The organism is Bradyrhizobium sp. MI1.10 (genome assembly GCF_055811035.1).
Genome location: NZ_JBVVPN010000006.1, coordinates 107,121 through 128,498 on the forward strand (window position 1 = coordinate 107,121; position 21,378 = coordinate 128,498).

At 65.5% G+C, this 21,378-nt stretch carries 15 protein-coding genes; 5 read left to right on the forward strand and 10 right to left on the reverse strand.

The window, feature by feature from the left end:
- Nucleotides 1-44 precede the first annotated feature (44 nt).
- The 5 genes from AC0L3K_RS08695 to AC0L3K_RS08715 form a co-directional block, all read right to left on the reverse strand.
- Nucleotides 45-956, reverse strand: a complete 912-nt coding sequence (locus AC0L3K_RS08695) for a DMT family transporter (RefSeq protein WP_219682604.1) — start codon at nt 954-956, stop codon at nt 45-47.
- 138 nt (nt 957-1,094) lie between these two features.
- Entirely contained in the window at nt 1,095-1,976 is an 882-nt protein-coding gene (locus AC0L3K_RS08700) for an NAD(P)-dependent oxidoreductase (RefSeq protein WP_007591584.1), read from the reverse strand.
- Nucleotides 1,976-3,107 (reverse strand): peptide chain release factor 2 gene (prfB, locus tag AC0L3K_RS08705; protein ID WP_007591586.1). Its coding sequence is split into 2 segments (ribosomal slippage): nt 1,976-3,037 and nt 3,039-3,107, totalling 1,131 coding nucleotides; the frame shifts between segments, so codons are not numbered across the junction. The genes AC0L3K_RS08700 and prfB overlap by 1 nt, the downstream gene beginning before the upstream one ends.
- A gap of 111 nt (nt 3,108-3,218) precedes the next feature.
- Entirely contained in the window at nt 3,219-5,720 is a 2,502-nt protein-coding gene (locus AC0L3K_RS08710; protein ID WP_007591587.1) for a penicillin-binding protein 1A, read from the reverse strand.
- Between the two features lie 251 nt (nt 5,721-5,971).
- Nucleotides 5,972-7,264, reverse strand: coding sequence for an N-acetylmuramoyl-L-alanine amidase (locus AC0L3K_RS08715; RefSeq protein ID WP_219682603.1), 1,293 nt, complete (start codon nt 7,262-7,264; stop codon nt 5,972-5,974).
- Between the two features lie 704 nt (nt 7,265-7,968).
- Here AC0L3K_RS08715 and AC0L3K_RS08720 point away from each other — a divergent pair.
- A complete protein-coding gene (locus AC0L3K_RS08720) occupies nt 7,969-11,043 on the forward strand; it encodes an Rne/Rng family ribonuclease (RefSeq protein WP_473365770.1) in 3,075 nt (1,024 codons plus the stop codon).
- Nucleotides 11,044-11,108: 65 nt separating this feature from the next.
- On the opposite strand, the gene AC0L3K_RS08725 is transcribed toward AC0L3K_RS08720, so the two are convergent.
- The gene (locus tag AC0L3K_RS08725; RefSeq protein WP_219682601.1) at nt 11,109-11,792 is read right to left on the reverse strand and encodes a helix-turn-helix domain-containing protein; all 684 of its coding nucleotides are present in this window, start codon (nt 11,790-11,792) and stop codon (nt 11,109-11,111) included.
- A gap of 209 nt (nt 11,793-12,001) precedes the next feature.
- Here AC0L3K_RS08725 and AC0L3K_RS08730 point away from each other — a divergent pair, with 209 nt between their 5' ends.
- The 3 genes from AC0L3K_RS08730 to AC0L3K_RS08740 all read left to right on the forward strand — a co-directional run bounded on the left by AC0L3K_RS08730 (nt 12,002) and on the right by AC0L3K_RS08740 (nt 16,059).
- On the forward strand, nt 12,002-13,498 hold the full coding sequence (locus tag AC0L3K_RS08730) for an amidase (protein WP_219682600.1): 1,497 nt from the start codon (nt 12,002-12,004) through the stop codon (nt 13,496-13,498).
- An 84-nt stretch (nt 13,499-13,582) separates the two neighbouring features.
- The gene (locus AC0L3K_RS08735; RefSeq protein WP_219682599.1) at nt 13,583-14,809 is read left to right on the forward strand and encodes an MFS transporter; all 1,227 of its coding nucleotides are present in this window, start codon (nt 13,583-13,585) and stop codon (nt 14,807-14,809) included.
- Between the two features lie 17 nt (nt 14,810-14,826).
- Complete coding sequence (locus AC0L3K_RS08740) at nt 14,827-16,059, forward strand: NAD(P)/FAD-dependent oxidoreductase (protein ID WP_007591598.1); 1,233 nt, start codon at nt 14,827-14,829, stop codon at nt 16,057-16,059.
- Between the two features lie 71 nt (nt 16,060-16,130).
- Here AC0L3K_RS08740 and AC0L3K_RS08745 read toward each other — a convergent pair whose 3' ends face one another.
- Nucleotides 16,131-16,967, reverse strand: coding sequence for a helix-turn-helix transcriptional regulator (locus AC0L3K_RS08745; RefSeq protein ID WP_219682598.1), 837 nt, complete (start codon nt 16,965-16,967; stop codon nt 16,131-16,133).
- Nucleotides 16,968-17,056: 89 nt separating this feature from the next.
- Here AC0L3K_RS08745 and AC0L3K_RS08750 point away from each other — a divergent pair, with 89 nt between their 5' ends.
- Nucleotides 17,057-17,935: an SDR family oxidoreductase gene (locus tag AC0L3K_RS08750; RefSeq protein ID WP_007591600.1), complete on the forward strand. Its 879-nt coding sequence runs from the start codon at nt 17,057-17,059 to the stop codon at nt 17,933-17,935.
- A 26-nt stretch (nt 17,936-17,961) separates the two neighbouring features.
- Here AC0L3K_RS08750 and AC0L3K_RS08755 read toward each other — a convergent pair whose 3' ends face one another.
- The 3 genes from AC0L3K_RS08755 to AC0L3K_RS08765 all read right to left on the reverse strand — a co-directional run bounded on the left by AC0L3K_RS08755 (nt 17,962) and on the right by AC0L3K_RS08765 (nt 21,210).
- Nucleotides 17,962-19,296, reverse strand: a complete 1,335-nt coding sequence (locus AC0L3K_RS08755; protein ID WP_007591601.1) for a dicarboxylate/amino acid:cation symporter — start codon at nt 19,294-19,296, stop codon at nt 17,962-17,964.
- Between the two features lie 84 nt (nt 19,297-19,380).
- The gene (locus AC0L3K_RS08760; protein WP_063992558.1) at nt 19,381-19,935 is read right to left on the reverse strand and encodes a biotin transporter BioY; all 555 of its coding nucleotides are present in this window, start codon (nt 19,933-19,935) and stop codon (nt 19,381-19,383) included.
- A gap of 87 nt (nt 19,936-20,022) precedes the next feature.
- The gene (locus AC0L3K_RS08765; protein WP_219682597.1) at nt 20,023-21,210 is read right to left on the reverse strand and encodes a pyridoxal phosphate-dependent aminotransferase; all 1,188 of its coding nucleotides are present in this window, start codon (nt 21,208-21,210) and stop codon (nt 20,023-20,025) included.
- Between the last annotated feature and the right edge of the window lie 168 nt (nt 21,211-21,378).

The window sequence follows — 21,378 nt, forward strand, 5'->3', positions numbered from 1 at the left end:
GCAAGCGCCGCGATTTTCCGTGGAGTGAAACGACGACTCTGGAACTATGTGCCGCGCCGAAGCAGGTCCAGAACGCGCCCATCGATCACCAGCAACGCGCTGCCGATCACGATCGCGCCCGCGATCTCTCGCATCGAGATCGGTTCGCCCAGCACCAGCCATCCCAGAAGAACGGCGATGACGGGAATGAGCAGCGTCACCAGCATCACGTTGGTCGCACCCGACCGCCGCAGGATCTGGAAGAAGACGATATAGGCGAGCGCCGTCGACAGGCCGGCAAGGCCAAGCACTGCAAGCCACGTCGTCATGCCCGGCATCGGCAGACGCCACGGCTGCTCCGCTGCGCCCGCGACGATCACCATCATCACCGTGGAAGCCATCAGTTGATAGGCTGCCGTCACCAGCGGCGGGGAGTCCTTCAACAACCGGCGCGCTGCCAGCGCCGCAAAGCCATAGCTGAAGGCGCCGCCGAGGCAGAGCAGAATACCGAGCCCCTGCCCCGCCCGTGTTTCAGCGCCCCATCCGCGCAGGATGATCACGCCGGCGAGGCTCAGTGCCACGCCGGCGACGCGACGCAGCCGTAAGGCCTCTTCGCCTGCCGCCGCCATCACGATCACCGTGAACAGCGGCGTGGTGGCATTCAGGATCGACGCCAGCCCGCTTGGAATGAAGGTCTGGCCGACCACGATCAGCGAGAACGGGATGACGTTGTTGAGGAGCCCAATCGCGACGAACGGTTTCCAGCCGGCGATGCGCTTGGGAAAGCCAATGCCCTGGATACGGAGCAGCGGCAGTAGAATGGCCGCGCCAAGTGCAACGCGCAAAAGCACCAGCGTGAGCGGCGGCAATTCCCGCAGCGCCGCGCCGTTGAAGAAGAACGACCCGCCCCAGAGCACCGAGAGCACAGCGAGCAGCGACCAGTCGCGCGCGTCGATCCGGCTGCGATTCAGGGGCATGGCGTCTCATGTCGCTAGGCGAGACAGCCGCCTAGGACGATCCTGCGAACAGCGCCACCCGATTTCCGATGACGCATCCGTTTACAAGACCAACGTGCGAACGAGGCAAACGACGCTGCCCCATGTCGATGTGATCCGCTAGGACGGCTTCTTCGGCCGCGACACCAGCTCGATCATCTTGCCTTCATCGTCGTCAGGCATCGCAGCCTTCGCCTGCGCGTAGGCCTCGACGGCGGCGCGCGCGACCAGCGGCTTGTCGGCCAGCAGGCTCTCGGCGAGCTTCACTGCGTAGGCGGCATCCTTGTGCCGCAGCGCCGCCGTGAACGTTGCGCCGGAAAAATCGCGGGCGACCATGCGCTTGGAGTGGCGCTGCACCTGCGGGCTTGCGGCGACGCCCGCCTGAATTGATTCCAGCACCAGATTCATGTCGAGCCCGGCCTGCTCGGCGATGGCGAGTCCCTCGGCGAGGCCGGCGATCTGGATCGCGCCCATCAGATTATTGATCAGCTTGTAGACGGTGCCGGCACCGACCGCGCCGAAATGGCGGATGGTCGAGCCGATCGGTGTCAGATAGGGCCGCGCGCGTTCGAGATCGGCGGGATCGGCACCAACGAGCAGCGTCAGCTTTCCGCTCGCTGCCGCATCCGGCAATCCCGTCACGGGGCAATCGATATAGATTAGCCCGCGCGCATTCATTTCGCGGCCCATCTCGCGGGCGTGGTCATAGGAAACGGTGGAGCATTCGATCGCGATGGTGCCTGATTTCGCCGTCTTGGCTGCGCCCTCGGGCCCGAGCCAGACCGCGCGCGAGGCCTCGTCATCGGCGACCATCGTCACGACCGCGTCGGCGTCGATCGCCGCGTCCTCAGGCGAGGTCGCCCACAGCGCGCCGCGCGCGATCAGGTCTTCCGCTTTTGTTTTGCTGCGATTCCAAACCGTCACCGTGAAGCCGGCATCGAGATAGCGGCCGGCCATGCCATGGCCCATCCGCCCAAGCCCGATGAAGGCGATCCGGGGCATCAGTCGACGTCCTCGATGTCGGCGCCGGGAGTGCCGAAGGCGCGCTGCGCCAGGGTCGCGGCCATGAAGTCGTCGAGATCGCCACCGAGAACGCCTGATGTATCGGAGGTCTGCACACCGGTGCGCAGATCCTTCACCATCTGGTAGGGCTGGAGCACGTAGGAGCGGATCTGGTGACCCCAGCCGATGTCGGTCTTGGCGGCCTGGTCGGCGGCGGCCTTCTCTTCACGCCGCTTCAGCTCGATCTGATAAAGCCGTGCGCGCAGCATGTCCCAGGCCTGCGCCTTGTTCTTGTGCTGCGAGCGGCCGGCCTGGCAGACCACGGCGACGCCGGTCGGGATATGCGTCAGCCGCACCGCGGACTCGGTCTTGTTGACGTGCTGGCCGCCGGCGCCGCCTGAGCGCATGGTGTCGACGCGGACGTCCGATTCCTTGATGTCGATCTTGATGGTGTCGTCGATCACCGGAAACACAGCGACGGACGAGAACGAGGTGTGCCGCCGCGCGTTGGAATCGAATGGCGAGATCCGCACCAGGCGGTGCACGCCCGCCTCGGTCTTGAGCCAGCCATAGGCATTGTGGCCGGAGACCTGGATCGTCGCGGACTTGATGCCGGCCTCTTCGCCCTCGGACTCTTCCAGCACCTCGACCTTGAAGCCGTGGGTTTCGGCCCAGCGCGAGTACATGCGGAGCAGCATCTGCGCCCAGTCCTGGCTCTCGGTGCCACCGGCGCCGGCATGCACTTCGAGATAGGAATCGAAACCGTCGGCCTCTCCCGACAGCAGCGCCTCGAGCTCGCGCCGGGCGACTTCCTTCTTGAGGCTCTTCAGTGCGGCTTCGGCTTCCTTGACGACGCCCTCATCGCCCTCGGCTTCGCCGAGCTCGATCATGCCGATGTCGTCTTCGAGCTCCTGCTCGACCTTACCGATGCCGGAGAGCGAGTCCTCAAGCGAGGTGCGCTCCTGCATCAATTTCTGGGCTTTCTGGGGATCGTTCCAGAGGTTGGGATCTTCTGCGAGCTTGTTCAGCTCAGCGAGGCGCGCCGTCGATTTCTCGACGTCAAAGATGCCTCCTCAGCAGCCCGACCGACTGCTTGATCTCTTCTACCAACCGTTCGATTTCGGCGCGCATATGGTTCTCTGGTCTCGCGGAATTGTTCCGCGTCTAATGACAACGGGATGTAGCGGCGGCGGCTGAAAAGCGCAACCGCCGCGGCGACGAACGTCTGTCTTGTCCTAAGCCTTAGTACAGCCCGCCGGTGCCCGGCCGCATGAAGAAACCGGAATCCGGCTGCTGCTGCTGCGACGCCGGCGTCCGGCCGTCGGCATCGGCAACGCCAATGACCGAATAATTATCCGGCGGCGCCGTGCCCGGCTTGAAGGCTTCGAGGATGGTTCCGCCGGTCTCGCCCGGACCGGCGCGCATGCCGGTCTTGGCGACGACGCGCACCAGCTTGATGCCGGCCGGCACCTTGAACGGGACCGCGGGCTTGTCGGCGAGCGCGAGCTGGAGGAAGTCGCGTGCGATGGGAGCTGCGAGATGACCGCCGGTCGCGGCGTTACCCTTGCCGAGCGGACGCGGCTTGTCGTAGCCCATGTAGATGGCGACGGCGACGTCGGGCGAGAAACCGACGAACCAGGCGTCCTTGGCCTCGTTGGTGGTGCCGGTCTTGCCGGCGATCGGCTTGCCGACCTGCTTGACCACGGTCGCGGTACCGGCCTGGACCACGCCTTCCATCAGCTCGGTGATCTGATAGGCGGTCATGGAATCCAGCACCTGCTCGCGGCGGTCAATCAGCTGCGGCTCGTTCTGGTTCTTCCAACCACCCGGCGCGTCGCAGCCGCGGCATTCGCGCTGGTCGTGCTTGAAGATGGTGTGGCCGTAGCGATCCTGGATGCGGTCGATCAGGGTCGGCTTCACCCGGCGGCCACCATTGGCGAGCATCGAATATGCCGTGACCATGCGCATCGCCGTGGTCTCGCCGGCGCCGAGCGCGTAGGACAGATAGTTCGGCAGTTCGTCATAGACGCCAAAGCGGCGGGCATATTCGCCGATCAGGGGCATGCCGATGTCCTGGGCGAGGCGCACCGTCACCGTGTTGAGCGACTGCCGCAGCGCGTTGCGCAGCGTCACCGGCCCCTGGAACTTGCCCGAGGAGAAGTTTTCAGGCCGCCACACGCCCGCGCCCTGGCCCTGGTCGATTTCGATCGGGGCGTCGAGCACGACAGTCGAAGGCGTATAGCCGTTGTCGAGCGCGGCCGAATAGACGATCGGCTTGAACGACGAACCGGGTTGCCGATAGGCCTGCGTGGCGCGGTTGAACTGGCTCTGGTCGAACGAGAAGCCGCCGACCATCGCCAGCACGCGACCGGTCCAGGGGTCCATCACCACCATCGCGCCGGACACTTCGGGAATCTGGCGCAGCCGGTACTGACCTTCGACGGGCTGGGCGTCCTTGTACAGCGGATCGGCGTAGATCACGTCACCGGGCTGGAGCACCTGCGACACTGCGCTTGCCGCCCTACCCTTCGCAGCCCCGGAGGCCGCTCTTGCCCATTTGATGCCGTCGAGCGTGATGAGGCCGGTCTCGCGCTGCTTGCTGATGGCGCCGCCGAGCTCGCGGCTCGGCTGGAAGCCGATGCGCGCCGACTGATCGCTGGTCTCCAGCACCACGGCCATGCGCCATGGCGAGATATCGGAAAGAGACTTGATCTCGGCGAGCTTCACGCCCCAGTCGCCCGAAATGTCGAGCTTGCTGATGGCGCCGCGATAGCCCTGCTGCTCGTCATAGTTGACGAGACCGGCGACCATGGTCTTGCGCGCCATGACCTGAATCTTGGGATCGAGCGTAGTGCGGACCGAGAGGCCGCCCTCGTAAAGTTTCTTCTCGCCATAGCGCTCGAAGATGTCGCGGCGCACTTCCTCGGCGAAATATTCGCCGGCGAAGGTGTGGGCGCCATTGGAGCGGCTGGTAACGACCAGCGGCTCCTTGCGCGCCTTGTCGGCGTCGGCCTGCTTGACCCAGCCGTTCTCAACGAGACGATCGATCACGTAGTTACGGCGCTCGATGGCGCGGTCGCGGTTGCGGACGGGATGCAGCGTCGCAGGCATCTTCGGCAGCGCCGCGAGATAGGACGCTTCCGCCACCGTCAGCTCGTTCACTGATTTGTCGAAATAAACCAGCGACGCAGCGGCGATTCCGTAGGCGCCGAGACCCAGATAGATTTCATTCAGATACAGCTCGAGGATCTTGTCCTTCGAGTAGGTCTTCTCGATCCGCATGGCCAGCAAGGCTTCCTTGATCTTGCGCGCGAAGGAGACCTCGTTGGTCAGAAGGAAGTTCTTGGCGACCTGCTGGGTGATCGTCGAAGCGCCCTGCGGCCGGCGGTTGGAGCCGTAGTTCTGGATGTAGACCACGCCGGCACGCGCCATGCCGGTGTAGTCGATGCCGCCATGCTCGTAGAAATTCTTGTCCTCGGCCGCGAGGAAGGCGTTGATCACGAGTTTCGGCACCGCCTGGATCGGCAGGTACAGCCGCCGCTCCTTGGCGTATTCGCCGAGCAGCGAGCCGTCGGTCGCGTGCACGCGGGTCATCACCGGCGGCTCGTAATCCTGAAGCTGAGAGTAGTCCGGCAAGTCCTTGGAGAAATGCCAGATCAGGCCTGCGACGGCACCGACCCCGACAAGGAACAACACCGTTCCCGCGGCGAACAGGAAGCCCATGAACCGCACCAGCAAGCGCATTATCTGTTTATCCGTTCAAACTCTGGATCAGCCCAAAGATCAGCCCTGGCGCCCGAAACAGGCGCCAAACCATCGCGAATTCACCGGCCTTACTCAATACTATCGGTGCCGGACCCAAGACGCTTGCCGAGCGGGATTCTCGCCGATTCCGGAACCCCCTGCGGCGTTTTTATAAAGCGCCCGCTGTGGCCAAACTAGGGCTTTTGCGGCGGGACGGAAAATCCCTTCTCAATTCGACGATCCTCCGGTCGTCAATTTGACGATCCGGCCGTGGCCATCCGCTTGGCCAAAAACCCGTCGATCGCCTGTGCCATCGAGCCCACGGCACGCGAACGCCATCCTTCCGAGACCAGATGCTCGAGGTCGCCCTTGTTGGAGACATAGCCGATCTCGACCAGGACCGACGGCACGTCGGGCGCCTTCAGCACCCGGAAGCCGGCCGACTTCAGGGGATGCTTGTGCATCCGAACCGTCGACTTCATTTCGCTCATCAACAGGTGGGCAAAACGACTTGAAAAGGTGCGGGTTTCCCGCTGGGTGAGATCGATCAGGATGTCGGCGACATCGGTCGGCTCCTCCGCGAGGTTGAAGCCGGCGATGGCGTCCGCCCGGTTTTCCGCATCCGCCAGCCGCTGCGCCTCGGCGTCGGAGGCCTTGTCGGACAACGTGTAGATGGTCGCGCCCTGCGCATCGCCCTCGGCGCGCGGCAGCGCGTCGGCATGGATCGAGACGAACAACGCCGCCTTGAGGCTGCGGGCGACTTTGACCCGGTCGTTGAGCGGGATGAAGGTGTCGTCGTCGCGTGTCATCACCACGCGATATTTGCCGGTCTTTTCCAGCCGTTCGCGCAGAGCCAGGCCAAAGGCCAGCACCAGATTCTTCTCGCTCTCGCCGCTCGACTGGGTGCCATTGTCGATGCCGCCATGGCCGGGATCGATGACAACCACCGCGCGGCCATCGGCCTTCTGCCCGGCTTCAGGATGTGCAGATGCGGGAACCGTCGCGGGCGGCGGATCGGCAATTGCCGGCCGCAGCTCAGGACGATTTTCCGGAGCCAGCGACGGCACGAAGGCGGTGCGCTCGACCTCCTCCAGTTCGAGCACCAGCCGCGCGGGCTGACCGTTGGCAGCCTCCACCACGTAGGAATTGGCGATCTTGGCCGGGCCCGTCAGGTCGAACACGATTCGGGAGCCGCCGGGCATCACCAGCCCATAGCGGAAGGCCTTGACCAGTCCCCGTCCGCCGGACCCGGTGCCGGCGGGGAGTTGAAAATTGACCTGGGGAACGTCGACCACCACCCGATACGGGTCGGCCAAGGTGACGGCGCGGAAGCTAACGGTCTGGTCGATGTCGAGGACAAAGCGGGTTTGCCTGCCGTCACCGGCCAGCCGGGCGGCCGAGGCCGTCGGGAAATTCGCTGATGCAACAGCGGGTTGAGGCTGACTTTCCGCAGCCTTCAGGCGCGAGGAATCAGCACAGGGCAATGCCGCCGCGCAGAGCAGGACGCATCCCAGCAAGATCCTTTGATTTGCGCGGCTCGCCACCGATTCCGTGCCTCCGAGCAGCCTCTTTAACGCAATAGAACCACAGGGTTAAACGATCCTTAATGACGGACACGCGAAACTCGCTGACTGTGACCGCCGTGCGACGCTCCTTGCACGGATGGCCCAATCCACGTATGTACGGAATGCTGACGGCCGATATTTCCGGTTGTGTCGCATTCAGCCTCCCGGTGCAGCGCCGGAACTCTCAAGGTTTGGGAATTCCAGCGTTTTTCCGTTCCCCTCTAAGTCCAGCGCGGTGCGCGGCAGCAAGGTGGAGCGGGGCAAGCCCCGGCGGCGGACGGTTCCCGGTTACCACCACGTTTCCGGGACGGTTCTGACAGCGGCGCGACCCGTTACCCGGTCCCTTAATCCCAAGGGAGCGGTTCGTAATACCCAAGGCGAGCGCGCTCGCGCCATGCCTGGCCAACAGCAACTGATTGAGGGGCGGCCCCGCCGCCCAATGTTTCATACGGGCCGACGCTTGATGCGCCAGACTGTGCCGACCAATTCTGAAGGACCATTCGCGACGCTGCGGAGTGAAAACTCCGCGCGCCACTTTGGTCCTCCGGCGTCCGGTTCGGCAAGGCGCGAGAGACGGCGTTTCGGCCTTCCCCTCACCCCCGAATCAGGTGGACCGTCGCGTCACCCGGCAGCGCTGATGGCGCCCACGGTGAATCGCGCCCGCCGCCGCCAAGAGTTAAGACATGCCCAACAAGATGTTGATCGATGCCACCCACCCGGAAGAGACCCGGGTCGTCGTGGTCCGCGGCAATCGCGTCGAAGAGTTTGATTTCGAGACCGCGCAACGCAAGCAACTGCGCGGGAATATCTACCTCGCCAAGGTCACAAGGGTCGAACCCTCGCTCCAGGCCGCTTTCGTCGAATATGGCGGCAACCGCCACGGCTTCCTCGCCTTCAGCGAAATCCATCCCGACTACTACCAGATCCCGGTTGCCGACCGGCAGGCGCTGATCGAAGCCGAGGAGCAGGCCCATCGCGAGGCCGAGGAAGAGAGCGAGAACCGCTCCCAGGGCCGCCGCCGCTCCCGCCACCGCAATTCCCGCCGCCGTAGCCATGGCGAGCGCGTCCGCAGCGACGTCGTCGAAGGCAGCGATCCCGCGGCCCGGCAGGTCCAGGGCGAGGCCCTGCCCGAAGGCGCTTCGCACGAGGGCGAGCACCTGCACGCCGGCGCAGAGCATCACGGCGAGCACGAAGGCCACGATCATCACGACCACGAGGCACATGACCACGAAGGGCATGACCACGACGACCATCATCATGCCCATGGTGACGATCATGACGCGCACGAACATCACGACCACGATCATCATGGCGACCACGACCATCACGACCATGATCATGCCGACGAGACACCGGCGCCTGTCGCAGCGATCGGCGCCGAGCCCGCGGTCGCCACCGAAGCCGTTGCCGAGCCGCAGGAGGTTGCCTCCGACGTACACGCCGACGATCTTGCCGAGGCCGTGACGTCGGCTGCTGAGCCTGCCGACGCCGTGTACGCCCCCGGCGAGAGCGCGCAGGCTCCGCATCACGAATCCGAAGCGACGGCCGAGGATGACGACGAAGACGAGGACGACGAGGAAGCCGAAGAGGACGTCGTTGAATCCGTCGGCGGCGACGATGTGCTGGAAGAAGTGCCGGAGCGCACCTTCCGTCCCCGCCGCCAGTACAAGATCCAGGAAGTCATCAAGCGCCGCCAGGTGATGCTGGTGCAGGTCGTCAAGGAAGAGCGCGGCAACAAGGGCGCGGCGCTGACGACCTACCTCTCGCTCGCCGGCCGCTATGCCGTCTTGATGCCGAACACCGCGCGCGGCGGCGGCATCAGCCGCAAGATCACGAGCGCGCAGGACCGTTCGCGCCTAAAGGAAGTGGTGCAGGATCTCGATGTGCCCGAGGGCATGGGGATCATTCTGCGCACCGCGGGTGCCGCCCGCACCAAGCCCGAGATCAAGCGCGATTTCGAGTACCTGATCCGGATGTGGGAGACGGTGCGCGACATGACGCTGAAGTCGCAGGCCCCGACCCTCGTCTACGAGGAAGGCTCGCTGATCAAGCGCTCGCTGCGCGACCTCTACAACAAGGAGATCGACGAGATCTCGGTTGCCGGTGAATCCGGTTACCGTGAAGCGCGCGACTTCATGAAGATGCTGATGCCCGCCAATGTGAGCGCGGTGAAGCAGTATCGCGACGGCCAGCCGCTGTTCTCGCGCATGGGCGTCGAAAGCCAGCTGGATGCGATGTTCTCGCCGACCGTGCAACTGCGCTCCGGCGGCTACATCGTCATCAACCAGACCGAAGCGCTGGTCTCGATCGACGTCAACTCCGGTCGTTCGACGCGCGAGCATCATATCGAGGACACCGCGCTCAAGACCAATCTCGAGGCCTCCGAGGAGGTCGCGCGTCAGCTTCGGTTGCGCGACCTCGCCGGTCTGATCGTCATCGACTTCATCGACATGGACGAGAAGCGCAACAACCGCGCGGTCGAACGCAAGCTGTCCGATTGCCTCCGGCAGGACCGCGCGCGGATCCAGGTCGGACGCATCTCGCATTTCGGCCTGCTCGAAATGTCACGCCAGCGCATCCGCGCCAGCGTGTTGGAGTCCTCGACCGATCCCTGCACGCATTGCGGTGGCACCGGCCATGTGCGCTCGGTGTCCTCGGTTGCGCTCCAATTGCTGCGCGGCCTCGAAGAGATCCTGATGAAGGGCGCGACCCACAACCTCGTGGTCCGCACCCGCACCGACGTCGCGCTCTATGTGCTGAACCACAAGCGCGGCCATCTGCGCGACCTCGAGAACGGCTTCAAGGTCACGTTGTCGGTCATCGCCGACCCGAGCGTCAACGGGCCGCAGGCCTATGTCATCGACCGCGGCGAGCAGGTGCATACGCTGGAAGCCGCCAAGGCTCTGCTGGCGGCGCAGGCGGCCGCAAGCCCGCCGCCCCTGGTCGAAGAGGCCTATGACGACGAGGAGTTCGATCCGGAGACCGAATCCGAGGTTGAGACCGAAGAAACCGAAGGTCTCGCCGAGGAGCAGACCGCAGGCGACGCCGCTACCGAGCAGGACGGCCAGCGCCGCAAGCGTCGCCGTCGCCGCCGCGGTCGCGGTGGCCCGCGCGACGAGGAGACGCGCGAGGATGGCGCTCCCGCTCTTGCCGAGACGGCCATGGCGGCCGGCGAAACCGAAGAGGATGCCGAGGCCGAGCCGGATGGCGAGGAAGGCGAGGAACAGGGAGCCCGTGGCGAGCAGCAGGGCAGCGCCGATCGCCGTCGCCGGCGTGGTCGCCGTGGCGGACGTCGGCGTCGTGGTCCTGGCGAGGAAGGTCTCGCCGGCTCCATCGGCGACGAGCTCGCGGCCAGTGCGCCGTCGGAAGCGACCGATGCAGTCGCCGATTTCGACGGTTTTAGCGGCGAGGCTGCGCCCTCGATCGCGCAGGCCGAGCACACGTCGGAACCTCAGGTCACCCAGCCTGAGCCGCGGGCCGAAGCACGGATTGAGGCAACGACCAGGCCTGAGCCGGCTCCTGCTGCCGCGGACGAAGAGCACGCCGACGACAAGGCCGCACGACGCCGTTCGACGGTTCGGGAAAAGGTGAGCTTCCTGTCGAGCAGCCAGAGTGAACCGGCACCGATCGCGCAGGCGGCCGAGCCGGTTGCCCCGCCCGCACCGGCTCCGGAGCCCGCGCCCGCAGCGGCAAGCGAAACCTCGGCCGCACCGCGTCGCGCCGGCTGGTGGTCGCGCCGCTTCGGCGGCGGCGAATAGACGAGCCCCAATCAAAAACGCCCGGCTTCGGCCGGGCGTTTTTCGTTCCACGCTCTCTTTGCTGTTCAGTGCGACGGCGGATCGCCTTCGATCGGCGCCACGTCGCGCGATGCGATCCGGCGGAGCTGATCGTAGAGGTCAGGCGCTTCGCTGGTGCAAAGGCAGACGCCTGTCGCAGCAGGCCCTTCGCCGGCGTTGAGGTAGGCGTGGCCCATGGTGCTGTCGAGATAAATGCCGTCGCCCTCGCCCAGGATCTCCGGCGCGTAGAACTCGGTGTGGACGGCAACGCGTCCGCTCGTCACCACGAAATATTCCTCGCCGGCGTGGCGCAGCAGCGGACCGAACTCCTCCAGCGAGCGCGCCCGGACTTCGGCCAGGATCGGCACCATGCGTTTGCCGATCAGATCGGTGCATTGATAGGTGTAGGTGTAGAATCCGGTCGTGATCACCTGCCCCTGCCCGGCGCGGCTGATGCTCCGTCGCGCCGTGACCGGTCTGCTCTGCTCGGGACGCGGGGGCACCGGATTGAACAGCTCGGCGATCTCCATCTTCAAGCCGGAGGTGAGCTGGAGCAGCTTGTCGTAGGTCAGCGACATCAGACCGTTCTCGACCTTGGACAGGGTCGACAGCGCCATGCCGGTCCGCTCCGCCACCTGCTTGAGCGTCAGCCCCCGCGCCTGGCGGGCAGCCTTGAGGCATTGGCCCAGCTGGGAGTTGGCGCCCTCCGGCGTCGTCACGATCTCGCTCATCCAGCAAGGTTATCACGGCGGCCGAAAAATTGTTTGATCGATCCACCTAATCTTTTCGACTGAAGCCGGCCCTGGGTTCCGCATCTGGCCGCCGTTTGGGCGGGCAAACCAGCATTTGTGCATGAAATGGCCGGTTCTGACGAATATTGGTGCGCGGCCTCCACTTTCCGATATGCTAAATCGTTTTCAAATTTTGAAAGGGATTGGCATTGTCCGACCTTTGCGATTCCAGCGCCGTTGAGCTGCGCCGCCGCCTGTCCGCCCGGGACATCTCGCCCGTCGAGCTGCTGGAGTTGTGCCTGTCGCGGATCGCCACCGTCAATCCCGCCGTCAATGCCGTCGTGACACTGGACGAGCCTGGCGCTCGCGCCGCTGCCAAGGAAGCCGAGGCCGCCATCCTGCGCGGCGAGGATCATGGCGCCCTCCACGGGCTCCCCGTTCTCATCAAGGACACCCAAGACACCGCTCGACTGCGCACCACCTATGGCAGTCCGTTGCTGAGGGACAACGTCCCACTCGCTGACCAGGGCTCGGTGGCACGGCTGCGCGCGGCTGGCGCCATCATCTTCGGCAAGACCAACACACCGGAATGGGCGGCCGGCGGCAACACCCGCAACCCCGTGTTCGGGGCGACCGGCAATCCGTTCGATCCGATGCGCTCGGCGGCCGGCTCCTCCGGCGGCTCGGCGGTGGCGCTCGCCTGCGGCATGGCTCCGCTCGCCTCGGGCTCGGACACCGGCGGCTCCTTGCGCAATCCGGCCGGCTTCGCCGGCATTGTCGGCATGCGCCCGTCCTTCGGCCTCGTCGCCAGCGAGAAGCGCGTGTTCGGCTGGTCCAATTTGTCGACCGACGGGCCGATGGCGCGCAATGTCACCGACACCGCGCTGATGCTGTCGGTGATGGCGAGCGACGATACCCGCGATCCGCTCGCCTATACGCTGCCCGGCGAGTCCGTGCGCGCGCGTGCCGAACGCTGGGCCGTACCGCGCCCCGCAGAACTCGGCAGGCTGCGCCTCACCTTCACCGAAGACTTCGGCTTCGCCCCGACAGAGCAGGCGATCCGGCGCGTGTTCCGCCATCGCGTGAGCAAGCTTGCACCGCTCTTTGGCGAGTGCCGCGAGGCGACGCCGGATTGCTCCGGTGCCGACGACGCCTTCGCCGTGCTGCGTGCAGGCATGTTCCTGGCGACGCACGGCAAGAATTACAAGGAGCGGCCCGAGATGCTCGGGCCCAATGTCCGCGCTAATGTCGAGGAAGGCCTCGGCTACACGCTCGAAGATCACGCGCGCGCCGCAACGACGCAGACGCGGATCTATCGCGCCTGGCAAAGCTTCTTCGAAAGCTGCGACGTGCTGATCAGCCCCACCATCACGCTTAGTCCGCGGCCGTGGTCGGAGCCGCATCCCGCGGAGATCGACGGGGTAGCAACGAAATCCTACTTCCATTGGCTGGCGCTCGCTTATGCCGTGACGCTTCCCGGCCATCCCGCCATCAGCATTCCTCTCGGCCTCGATGAAGCCGGGCTGCCTTTCGGCCTGCAGATCGTCGGTCAGCGTGGCGGCGACGCCGCCGTGCTCGCGGTGGCCGCGAGCCTCGAAGCAGCGTTCGCCGGCGACGCGCAATTGTGCCGGCCGGCGCCCGATCTGGCCCGGCTTGCCGTGGCGCCGCCGCTCTCGGCTGCACCCGGCTTCCTGACTTGGGAATGAAGAACGTGGGAATGATCAGAACTCGGGCATGACCTGAACTCGGCAACGACCGAAACCAGCCCTGGCGGCGCGATGGAGACGAGGATGACGGAATTGCCGAGGAAGACCAGCGTCATCGCATTCGTCCTGCTCTACGTCGCCTACTGCATCTCCTATGTCGACCGCGCGGCGATCTCGCTGGCGCTGGCGCAGATCGGCAAGGACTTCAACCTCCAGGCCGCAGATCTCGGCATCGTCATCAGCGCGTTCTTCCTCGGCTACGCCGCGATGCAGGTGCCGGGCGGATGGCTCTCCGACCGCTTCGGATCGAAATATGTGGTGATCATCACCATCGTGATGTGGTCGCTGTTCACGGCGTTCACGAGCCTTGCCTGGTCGCTCACCTCGCTGATCGCGATCCGCTTCCTATTCGGTATCGCCGAGGGCGGCTTCCCGCCGGCGAGCATCCGCGCCGTCGCGGAGGTGTTCAAGAAGGACAGCCGGCCGAAGATGTCGGCGCTGCTGCTGTCGTCCAACTATGCCGGCAGCATGATCGCGCCGCTGATCATGGCGCCGTTGATCCTCTGGCTCGGCTGGCGCCATGCCTTCAACGCGATCGGCATTGCAGGCATCGTCTTCGCGGTCGCCTATTTCGTCTTGGTCCCGTATCTGGGCCGCCCGGGCGCGAACGATCCGAACCTGTCCGGGACGAAAGCCGAGAACCGTGCACCGATGCGCGAGCTCATGAAGAATCCGCTGCTGTGGCAGCTGATGGTGGTGTGGTTCGGCCTCAGCTGCGTCAACAAGGGCCTGGATTCCTGGATGCCGCTCTATCTGCTCCAGCAGCGCGGGCTCGACCTCAAGACCGTCGGCATCGTGGCGCCGATCCCGTTCGTGATGGCGACGATCGCGACCGCGATCGGCGGCTGGGTGATGACGACGTTCTTCGCCGAGCGCGAAAAATATCTGCTGATCGGCGCCTCCGCATTGACCGGCATCTTCCTCTACGCCATGTACAAGGCGGAGACGATCGCGATGCTGATCACCTACCAGTCGGTGGTCTATTTCTTCAAATCCTTCGTACTGGCCTCGGTGATTGCGCTTCCGACCAAGCTGCTCCGCGACGACCAGATCGGATCCGGCATCGGCATGGTCAATCTCGGCGGCCAGAGCGCGGGCTTCGTCGCCCCCGTGGCCATCGGCTTCATCGTGACCGGAACCGGATCGTTCGATGCCGCCTTCGGCTTCCTCGTGGCGATGACGGCGTTATCAGTCGTGGTCGCCGCAACCATCAACACGGCCCAGCCGAAGCTCATGCCGCAGACGGCCTGACAGGAGAATTTCTTCCGATGCAAAGCGCGATCGTCCTCGGCGGCGGCATGATCGGCGTCAGCGCGGCGCTGCACCTCCAGCAGCGCGGCTGGTCCGTCACGCTGATCGACCGCAGGGAGCCGGGCCGTGAGACCAGCTACGGCAATGCCGGGATGATCCAGGCGGAAGCGGTGCGCCCCTATCCGATGCCGCGCGACCTCGCCACGCTCCTGAAGATCGCGACCGGCCGCACCAACGACGTGCGCTACAGCCTGTCATCTCTTCATCTTCATATCGAACCCCTGCTCCGCTATTGGTGGCATTCGGCGCCGAAGCGGCATCGCGAGGCGATCGACGCCTGGGCGCGGCTGATCGCCTACGCGACGGCGGAGCACGACATCCTCATTCGCGAAGCCCATGCCGACAATCTGATCCGCCGCGCGGGATACCGGCACCTGCATCGCGACGCTGCCTCGTTCGATCTTGCCGTCAAGGCGGCGGAAGAGGACCAGCGCGAATTCGGCGTGAGGTTTCGTGCGCTCTCGGGCGCCGAGCTCGCCAAGGCCGAACCTGTCCTGCGCGACGACCTGCCCGGCGCGATCCATTGGCTCGACACCTGGACCGTGTCTGATCCCGGCGCGCTGGTCACGGCCTATGCCAATCTGTTTGAGCGCCTCGGCGGCGCCATCGTGCTCGGTGATGCCCAAAGCCTGCAGCAGACCGCCACCGGCTGGTCGGTCAAGACAGACCATGGGCGGGTCGACGCCGCCAACGCCGTGGTGACGCTCGGGCCGTGGTCGCCCGATCTCCTGCTCAAATTCGGATATCGCATTCCGCTGGTGCGCAAGCGCGGCTACCACATGCATTACAGCGGTGGCGCCTCGCTCGATCTGCCGCTGGTCGACAAGGCCGGTGGCTACGCCATGGGTCCGATGGCGAAGGGTATCCGCATCACCACCGGCGCGGAGTTGACGGGCCTGGACGCGCTCGCAACGCCCGTGCAGCTCGCCAGCGCGGAAGCCTCCGCGCGCGAGCTGATCGACCTCGGCAAGCGGGTCGAGCCCGACCCATGGTTCGGCACCCGCCCCTGCACGCCCGATATGCTGCCGGTGCTCGGCCCCGCCCCACGCCATCCCGGCCTCTGGATGAACTTCGGCCACGGCCACCAGGGCTTTACGCTGGGACCCGCGACCGGGCGTCTGCTCGCCGAAATGATGAGCGGCGAAACGCCCGCGATCGATCCGACGCCGTACCGGCCGGAGCGGTTCTAGATCAGGGTTGACGGCAAGCACCGCGTGCGCGTCGCCAGATGCAGGTTGAACGCGCGAGTTCGCAACTTCCGTCAGTCGGCGCGCTCGGCGAGCAGTGTCCTGATGCGTTCGGCGTCGTCGGGAGTCGCGGGGTCGTAGACGATCATGCTGAGATCGGAGCGTCCCTCGACGATAAAGCTCGAATATTCGAACGACATCGTGCCGTGAACGGGGTGCCGCAGCCGCTTGGTGCCGTCGCCGTGGTAACGCACGTCATTGTCGCGCCAGAGCGCGGCGAATTCCGGGCTGGTCCGGCACAGCTCGTCGACAAAATCGGCGACATGCGAGACTGCGCCGGCCCGCGCGGCGTCCGCCCGGAAAGCCGCGACCACGAAGCGCGCCACGCTGTCCCAATCGTATTGCGCGGCGCGCACGCGCGGATCGCAGAAGATGAAGCGCAGGATGTTGCGCTGTCCCGGCGGGATCGCGCCGTAGTCGGTCAGCACGGCGCTTGCGGCACGATTCCAGGCGACGACGTCCCAGGTCGCGGTCCGCACCAGCGCCGGGCTGAACGCGAACGCATCGAGCACCCGCTGCAGCCGCGGCGAGACGCCTTCGCTCGCCTGGTAGCGCACCTCGGGCGGACGGCCGAGGCCGATCAGGAACAGGTGCTCGCGCTCGACATCGGTCAGCATCAGCGCTCGCGCGATGCGGTCGAGCACATCGGGCGACGGCGCGCCGCCGCGGCCCTGCTCGAGCCAAGTGTACCAGGTCGGGCTGATATTGGCGCGCTGCGCCACCTCCTCGCGGCGGAGTCCCGGCGTACGCCTGCGGCTACCCGCGAAGCCGAACGCGGCGGCGTCGAGCCGGGTGCGGCGGTCCTTGAGGTAGGTCCCGAGCAGGTTTTCGGCTGAAGCGGTCTCGCTCATCCTGTTAGCTATTATACCCCGATAATGTCACTACTTTACCCGGATAATCCTAGCGCGGATGGTCGTCTCCACCAACCCTGGAGATACTCATGCGTGTTTTCGTCACTGGCGCCACCGGCTTCGTCGGCTCCGCCGTCGTTCGCGACCTGATCGCCGCCGGCCACCGCGTCACCGGCCTCGCCCGCTCCGACGCGGGAGCCGCGACGCTCGCCGCGATGGGCGCCGAGATCCACCGCGGCTCGCTGGAGGATCACGCGTCCTTGCGCAGCGGCGCGGCCGCCTCCGACGGCGTCCTGCACCTCGGCTTCAACCACGACTTCTCGAAGTTTCTGGACAATTGCGAGCTCGACCGCCACGCGATCCTGGCGATCGGCGAGGAGCTCAAGGGCTCCGGTCGCCCTCTCATCGTCACCTCCGGCGTCGCGCTGCTTGCGCCCGGCCGCCTCGCCACCGAGGACGATGTGTCGGCGCAGCGCTTTCCGCGCGTGTCGGAAGCGACCGCGCTGTCCCTGGCCGGCGTCCGCGCCGCCGTTGTGCGTCTTCCGCCCTCCACGCATGGCGAGGGCGACCACGGCTTCGTTCCGATCCTGATCAACCTCGCGCGCCAGAAAGGCGTATCGGTCTATGTCGGCGATGGCAGCAACCGCTGGCCCGCCGCGCACCGCTTCGATGCCGCGCGCGTCTACCGGCTGGCGCTGGAGCAAGGCGCAACCGCGAAGCACTATCACGCGATCGCCGAGGAAGGCGTGCCGTTCAAGGCGATTGCGGAAGTGATCGGCCGGCGGCTCGGCGTGCCCGTGGTGTCCCAATCGCCCGAGGAAGCGACCGCGCATTTCGGCTGGTTCGCACAGTTCGCGGGCGCCGACGTTCCGACCTCGAGCGCGAAGACGCGTGCTGCTCTCGGCTGGTCGCCGCAAGAAAAAGGGCTGATCGAGGATCTCGACCAGCCCTATTACTTCAAGATCTGACGGCGCCCGGCACCGTCAAATGCAGATCAGTCCGTCGTGACAGCCGTTTCCATGTCGGTCGGATCGATCTGCCTGGCGAGGTTGGCGTTGAGCTTGTCGCGATCGAGTTCGCCCTCCCACCAGGCGACGATCACGCAGGCAACGCCGTTGCCGCACAGATTGGTCAGCGCGCGGCACTCACTCATGAACTTGTCGATGCCGAGCACGATCGCCATGCCCGGCACGAGGCGCGGATCGACCACGGCGAGCGTCGCCGCCAGCGTGATGAAGCCCGCGCCCGTGATACCGGAGGCGCCCTTCGAGGTCAGCATCGCCACCACCAGAATGGTGAGCTGCTGGCCGAAGGTGAGATCGAAGCCCAGCGCCTGCGCGATGAACAAGGTCGCCAGCGTCATGTAGATGTTGGTGCCGTCGAGATTGAACGAATAGCCCGTGGGCACCACGAGGCCGACCACCGATTTGGAGCAGCCCAGGCGCTCAAGCTTTTCCATCAAGGACGGCAACGCGCTTTCCGAGGACGAGGTGCCGAGCACAATCAGCAGCTCGTCCTTGATGTAGGCGAGGAACTTGAAGATGGAGAAGCCCGCGAAGCGCGCGATGATACCGAGCACGACGAACACGAACAGCGCCGCAGTCAGGTAGAATGTCGCTATCAGGCCGATCAGGTTGAGGATCGCCCCGGTGCCGAACTTGCCGATGGTGTAGGCCATCGCGCCGAAGGCGCCGATCGGCGCCGCGCGCATCACGATGGAGATGACGCCGAACACCGCATGCGCGGCGTCGTCGATGAAACTGCGGATGGTGTGGCCGCGTTCGCCGAGCCCCATGATGGCGAAGCCGAACAGCACCGAGAACAGCAGCACCTGCAGGATCTCGCCTTGCGCGAAAGCGCCGACGACGGTGTCCGGAATGATGTGCAGCACGAAGTCGACCGACCTCTGGCCTTCGGCCTGCTTGGCGTAGTTGGCGACGGCCTGCGCGTTGGCGGCGGCGCCGCCGAAGCCCGCACCCGGCTTCACCAGATTGCCGATGATGAGTCCGATCACCAGCGCGAAGGTCGAGACGATCTCGAAATAGACCAGCGCCTTGACGCCGATGCGGCCGACCTTCTTGGCATCCTGGATATGGGCGATGCCCGAGACCACGGTGCAGAAGATGATCGGCGCGATCACCATCTTGATCAGCTTGATGAAGCCATCGCCGAGTGCCTTGATCCACTCATTGGTGGCGACTGACGGCCAGAGCCAGCCGACGATGGCGCCGAGCACGATCGCGATCAGCACCTGGATATAAAGTACCTTGTACCACGGCTTGGCGGCGGGCGGCGCGACCGGCGCCCCCACCATCGTTGTCGTCGTCATTGTTTCACTCCCCCTCAAAACGCCGGGCCAGCCAAGATCAACTTGGCCGGCCCTGTCAATCGGAACTGCTCGTTATTGCGCGCTTTACCCGCGATCGACCACCCGGCGTATCGCCGGCATCAACGTCGCGCCCAGCGCGTTCTTGACCAACGACGCCGCAACGAACGGCATCAGGCCGACCTGCCAAGCCTTTGCGGCGCCAAGGCCGAGGCCAAAGGCCAGCCAGCCAAAGCCCGCGGCCAGAATGAGGATGTGGCCGACGGCCATGGCCGCAAACAGCAGCATGACGCTGCGATCCCAGCCGCGCTCGGCGAGCCAGCCGGTGACGAAGGCGGCGCCAATGAAGCCGAACAGATAGCCCGCGGTCGGGCCGACCAGCGGTGCGATTCCACCAACGGGACCGGCGAACACCGGCAGGCCCATTGCGCCCTCGGCGAGGTAGGCAATCATGGTTGCGCTGCCAAGCCGCCAGCCATAGGCGGCGCCGATCATCAACACGACCAGCGTCTGCAATGTCATGGGCACGTAAGGCAGCGGCAGGTTCACCTTGGCTGACAGCGCCATCAAGGCGGTGCCGAGCGCAATCAGCACGACGGCGCGCAAGGCGCCGACGGTTTCACCGGGCCGGACTGGCCACATCAATGCGGCGAGAGGAGAATGCGTGGCGGTAGACGGGACGGAACGGTCAGACAAGTTGCACTCCAGAAGGCTGTCGAAAACTGGCGGCTATTTAAGCCAGTGAGCGATCCGGTCAACTGCTTCCCGCATCTCCGCAGCCGAACGCGCATAAGAGAGCCGTATGAATGAACGGCCATGGATGGGATCGAAATCGAGCCCCGGCGTGACCGCGACATGGGCCTGTTCGAGCATCTGCTTGGCGAAGTCGAAACTGTCTGAGGTGAAATCCGAGACATCCGCATAGAGATAGAACGCGCCGTCGGCCGGCAGAAACCTGGTCAGGCCGGCCTTGGGCAATCCCTCGATCAGGATGCGCCGGTTTTCCTGATAGCCGTGCTTGATCTCCTCCATCTCGGCCGCGCCGTCGAAGGCCGCTTCGGCCGCGATCTGCGACAGCGACGGCACCGAGATCGACAGGTTCTGCTGCAGCCGCTCGATCGGCCGCACCAGAATCTCGGGCACGACCATCCAGCCGACGCGCCAGCCCGTCATGCAGAAATACTTCGAGAACGAGTTGATCACGAGCGCGTGGTCCGACAGCGCCGCAGCCGTCACCGCGGGAAACGCGTAGTCGAGCCCGTGATAGATCTCGTCCGAGATGAAACGGATGCCCGCGTCTTCCGCCGCAGCGATCAGGCCTGCGAGCGCCTCGCGGGACATCATGGTCCCGGTCGGATTGGCCGGGCTGCCGACCAGCACGCCCTTCAGCGGCGCCTTGCGATGGGCGACCAGCAGCGCCTCGCCGGTCAGCGCATGGCGCGTCTCGTTCGTAGTCTCGATCAGCACCGGCTCGCAGCCGAGCGCGGTGAGAATATGACGGTACGGCGGATAACCCGGCACCGTCACGGCGACGCGGTCGCCCGGCTCGAACATCGCCAGGAAAGCCAGAATGAACCCGCCGGAGGAGCCGGTGGTCACCACGATTCGCTCGGGGCTGACATCGCAGCCATAGGCATCGCGATAATGCCGCGCGATGCGCGCGCGCAAGGAGGGGATGCCCAGCGCGGAGGTATAATCGATCCGCCCTGCCTCGAGCGCCGCATGGGCGGCCGCAATCGCGGTCTTCGGCGCGCCGGCGGCGGGCTGGCCAACCTCCATGTGGATGACATGGCCCCCGGCCGCCTCGATCCGGGCCGCCGCGGCCATGACGTCCATCACCATGAACGGGGGAACATCGCTACGGCGGGAGGGCTCAAGCCACTGCCCCAACCGGTTCCTCAAGGTCGCATCGTGCATCGATTTCTGCTATTCGCTGGCGGACTGATCCGTCCGGTCTGAGAACGGGGTTCTTGCGCCCCAGACTGGCCGCATTGTACGGCTCATAAGGGGAACGGCTCAAAAGGGCATATCGCGTATCCGGTCCGCCGCCAATCGTCAAAACCAATCACGAAACTGCTCGACCAG

Coding starts and splice junctions, on each gene's coding strand:
- AC0L3K_RS08695 (WP_219682604.1), bottom strand. CDS start 956: ATGCCCCTGAATCGCAGCCGGATCGACGCGCGCGACTGGTCGCTGCTC.
- AC0L3K_RS08700 (WP_007591584.1), bottom strand. CDS start 1,976: ATGCCCCGGATCGCCTTCATCGGGCTTGGGCGGATGGGCCATGGCATG.
- AC0L3K_RS08710 (WP_007591587.1), bottom strand. CDS start 5,720: ATGCGCTTGCTGGTGCGGTTCATGGGCTTCCTGTTCGCCGCGGGAACG.
- AC0L3K_RS08720 (WP_473365770.1), top strand. CDS start 7,969: ATGCCCAACAAGATGTTGATCGATGCCACCCACCCGGAAGAGACCCGG.
- AC0L3K_RS08725 (WP_219682601.1), bottom strand. CDS start 11,792: ATGAGCGAGATCGTGACGACGCCGGAGGGCGCCAACTCCCAGCTGGGC.
- AC0L3K_RS08735 (WP_219682599.1), top strand. CDS start 13,583: ATGACGGAATTGCCGAGGAAGACCAGCGTCATCGCATTCGTCCTGCTC.
- AC0L3K_RS08740 (WP_007591598.1), top strand. CDS start 14,827: ATGCAAAGCGCGATCGTCCTCGGCGGCGGCATGATCGGCGTCAGCGCG.
- AC0L3K_RS08745 (WP_219682598.1), bottom strand. CDS start 16,967: ATGAGCGAGACCGCTTCAGCCGAAAACCTGCTCGGGACCTACCTCAAG.
- AC0L3K_RS08750 (WP_007591600.1), top strand. CDS start 17,057: ATGCGTGTTTTCGTCACTGGCGCCACCGGCTTCGTCGGCTCCGCCGTC.
- AC0L3K_RS08755 (WP_007591601.1), bottom strand. CDS start 19,296: ATGACGACGACAACGATGGTGGGGGCGCCGGTCGCGCCGCCCGCCGCC.
- AC0L3K_RS08760 (WP_063992558.1), bottom strand. CDS start 19,935: ATGTGGCCAGTCCGGCCCGGTGAAACCGTCGGCGCCTTGCGCGCCGTC.
- AC0L3K_RS08765 (WP_219682597.1), bottom strand. CDS start 21,210: ATGCACGATGCGACCTTGAGGAACCGGTTGGGGCAGTGGCTTGAGCCC.